1 protein-coding gene is annotated in these 292 nt (G+C 52.1%); it reads right to left on the reverse strand.

Annotated features, from left to right (window positions below; all coding sequences use genetic code 11):
* A partial coding sequence (locus tag FS802_RS31980; RefSeq protein ID WP_186367234.1) for a TniQ family protein occupies nt 1–232 on the reverse strand: 232 nt, incomplete at its 3' end.
* Nucleotides 233–292 lie beyond the last annotated feature (60 nt).

The raw sequence follows: 292 nt of genomic DNA on the forward strand, positions 1-292 counted from the left end.
AGCTCAAGGTCAAGCCACTAAGCTCCTCGACGGGCCTTCCTGCTGCGGTGGCTAAGCAGCCGAGCAGAGCTGAAGGAGGATGGCGGTCAGAATCGCGACTCCAAATAGGCGCCCCGTAACCTAGCAGGCTGGAGTAAAAGGTATGCAAGGCAAACCCATTAGCAAAAGCTAGTCGCACCATCCAAGAGGTAAGAAGTTCATCCGGAAACGGATGTGGATGGATTGGAAGCATATGCTAAATCCTCGATGCCATTTGCGTCCTATCACTGGGCGAGAGATAACCACATTTATT

The organism is Bacillus sp. DE0042 (genome assembly GCF_007680225.1).
GTDB lineage: Bacteria > Bacillota > Bacilli > Bacillales > Bacillaceae_G > Bacillus_A > Bacillus_A wiedmannii.